2 protein-coding genes are annotated in these 3,044 nt (G+C 63.2%); both read right to left on the reverse strand.

Annotation, left to right across the window (positions count from 1 at the left end):
* Window positions 1-129: 129 nt before the first annotated feature.
* On the reverse strand, window positions 130-1,716 hold the full coding sequence (locus tag ENJ37_08335; protein ID HHL40500.1) for a phosphoglycerate dehydrogenase: 1,587 nt from the start codon (window positions 1,714-1,716) through the stop codon (window positions 130-132).
* Window position 1,717: 1 nt separating this feature from the next.
* Window positions 1,718-2,863, reverse strand: a complete 1,146-nt coding sequence (locus tag ENJ37_08340; GenBank protein HHL40501.1) for an alanine--glyoxylate aminotransferase family protein — start codon at window positions 2,861-2,863, stop codon at window positions 1,718-1,720.
* Window positions 2,864-3,044: the final 181 nt, after the last annotated feature.

Genomic DNA, 3,044 nt, shown 5'->3' on the forward strand with positions numbered 1-3,044 from the left:
CAAAATCGGGATGAACCGCAGGGAATTAAAAGTCTTTGAAGGGGGTCTGGGGGAAACTTTCTACAGAAAGTTTCCCCCAGGGTCATTAAAAGGATTGCCTTATAGCTCGGGCTTCCTTCGGGCGGCGCCTCACAGTTCCACAAGTCGCGCCGAGATGATGTGTGGAAGCTTGAGGAGCTTGTCTATGAGGCCCCTGGAGAGCGGCGTATCTATGTTCCACACGCTCACGGCCTCGCCGCCCACGGCCTCGCGGCCGAGGTGAAGCCTTGCGATGTTCACGTTGTTTGCGCCGAGCAGCGTGCCCACGTTGCCTATGACGCCTGGTTTGTCCTCGTTATGGAGTATGAGGAGGTAGCCCTCGGGCACGGCGTCGATGAAGAACTTGTCGAGCCTCACTATCCTCGGCTCTCTCCTGCCGAAGAGCGAGCCCTCGACCACGCTCTCGGCGCCGTCGGAGGTCTTTACCTTGATGGTCACGGAGCTTACGAAGTCGATGGAGCGCGAGCTCTTCACCTCCACCACCTTGATGCCCCGCTCCTCGGCGACGAACCGGGCGTTGACGAAGTTTACGTACTGGTCCATGAGGCGGTCGAGGATGCCTTTTATGGAGGCCATGGTGATGGGCGAGACGTCGTGGTCCAGGACCTCGCCGGTGTACTCGATGACGATCTCCTCGATGCCGCTCGTTATGGTCTGGCCCAGCAGGCTTCCGAGTTTTTCGCCGAGGTCTATGTAGGGGCCGAGCACGTCGAGGAGCTCGCCCGGCACGCTGGGCACGTTGACGGCATTGCGGATGGTGCCGGTAGTGAGATAGTCGGCCATCTGCTCGGCCACGGCGACGGCGACCTTTTCCTGGGCCTCGCGCGTCGAGGCGCCGAGGTGGGGGGTGAGGATGACCTTTTCGTGCTTGAGGAGCGGGTTGTCCGGCGGGGGCGGCTCGGTCTCGAAGACGTCGAGCGCCGCTCCGGCGACGATGCCCGACTCGATGGCCTCCAAGAGGTCCGCCTCGTTCACTATGCCGCCGCGGGCGCAGTTTATGAGCCTTATGCCCCGTTTCATCTTCTTGAAGGCGTCGGCGTTTATGATGTTGCGGGTATCGGGCGTGAGCGGCACGTGGATCGAGAGGAAATCGCTGCCCGCCAGGCACTCATCCAGGCTTACGAGCCTTACGCCGAGCTTGTCGGCCGCCTCCTCGGAGATGAAGGGGTCGTAGGCGATGACGTTCATCTTAAGCCCCTGGGCCCTCGAGGCGACGACGGCGCCTATGTTGCCTATGCCGAGGATGCCCAGCGTCTTGCCCGTGAGCTCGGTGCCCTGGAACCTCTTCTTCTCCCACCTGCCCTCGCGCATGGTGGCCGTGGCCTGCGGGATGTTGCGGGCAAGCGAGACCATCATGGCCACGGCGTGCTCGGCCGTGGTGACCGTGTTGCCGCCCGGCGTGTTCATGACGACCACGCCCTTCTTCGTCGCCGCGGGCACGTCGATGTTGTCCACGCCCGTGCCGGCCCGGCCGATGACCTTCAGGTTCTCGGCCGCCTCCAGGATATGGGCCGTGACCTTCGTGGCGCTTCGCACCACGAGGCCGTGATACTCCTTGATCTTCTCCCTGAGCTCATCGGGGCTGAGCCCCGTCTGTACGTCGCATTCTATGCCGGGCGTCTTCTCGAAGACCTCGCGGGCCTTGTCCGACATGCTGTCGCTTATGAGTACCTTCATCTTACTCGAAACCCTCCAGGAGTATGGACTGGGCCGCGGCCACGCCCTTGCCGAGCTCCACGGGGTGGCCGAACTTGCTCAGCGCCATCTCGATTGTCGAGACGGCTATGATCATGTCGAAGGTGTCTATGTAGCCGAGGTGGGCTATCCTGAATATCTTGCCCTTGAGATGGTCCTGGCCTCCGGCCATGGTGACGCCCATCTCGTCGCGCATGTACTTTACGAACCTGCCGCCGTCGACACCTGCGGGCACGTAGACGCCGGTGGCTGCCGGCGAGGGGCTCTCGGGGGCGAGGAGCGTGAGCCCGTGGGCCTCCATGGCCGCCCTGGCGGCGGCGGCGAGCCTCAAGTGCCGGGCGAAGACGTTTTCAAGGCCCTCTTCCTTTATGAGGGTCAGGGCCTCGAGAAGTCCGTTTATGAGGGACACGGCCGGCGTGTAGGCCGAGGTCTGCTTTGCGAGGTTCTTGCGCTCCTTGGCGAAGTCGAAGTAGAAGCGCGGGCAGCGGGCCTTTTCCTGGAAGCGCCACGCCTTCTCCGAGAGGGCGGCGAAGGCGAGCCCCGGCGGGAGCATGAGCGCCTTCTGCGAGCCCGACACGAGCACGTCTATGCCCCACTCGTCCATGGGCACGTCGAAGACGCCGACGGCCGTGATGCCGTCCACCACGGTGAGGCAGTCGCGGTCCCTTGTGAGCGCCGCGATCTCCCTTACGGGGTGGGCCACGGTCGTCGAGGTCTCGCTCGCCTGGCAGAGCACGCCCTTCACGCCGGGGTTGGCGTCGAGCACCTTCTCCACCTGCGCGGGGTCCACGGCCCTGCCCCACTCGACGTTTACCCAGTGGACCTTGAGGCCGTAGGCCTCCGATATCTTGCCCCACCGCTCGCCGAACTTGCCGCCGTTCACGGCTATGACCTCGTCGCCGGGGCTGAAGAGGTTCGTGACAGAGCCCTCCATGGCCCCCGTGCCCGAGGCGGCCAGTATGAGCACGTCCTGCTCTGTCTGGAAGACGTACTTGAGAAGCTCCGCAGCCCGGCGGAAGACCTCGGAGAACTGGGAGGTCCTGTGGTGGATGATGGGCTGCGCCATCTTGAGCAGCACCGACTCGGGCACCGGCGTCGGACCGGGCGCCAGAAGATACTTCTTTTTCATGGGGGGAAACCTCCTTATCGGCCTTGAGCGGCCGGAAAAGTAGACCTTAAACGCTAACAGAGGGATCGCGCCGATGTCAAGGGAAATCTGCCGCCCGGCGCGCCGGGCTTTTTAAGGAAGCTCTGACTAAGGAAGCTCTGATTTATTACACTGGGGGAAACTTTCTGTAGAAAGTTTCCCC

Source organism: Deltaproteobacteria bacterium (genome assembly GCA_011375175.1).
In the GTDB taxonomy this organism is placed as follows: domain Bacteria; phylum Desulfobacterota; class GWC2-55-46; order GWC2-55-46; family DRME01; genus DRME01.

What these genes read in the sequence shown, in the direction of transcription:
- ENJ37_08340 (HHL40501.1), bottom strand. Translation starts at nt 2,863, where the DNA reads ATGAAAAAGAAGTATCTTCTGGCGCCCGGTCCGACGCCGGTGCCCGAG.
- ENJ37_08335 (HHL40500.1), bottom strand. Translation starts at nt 1,716, where the DNA reads ATGAAGGTACTCATAAGCGACAGCATGTCGGACAAGGCCCGCGAGGTC.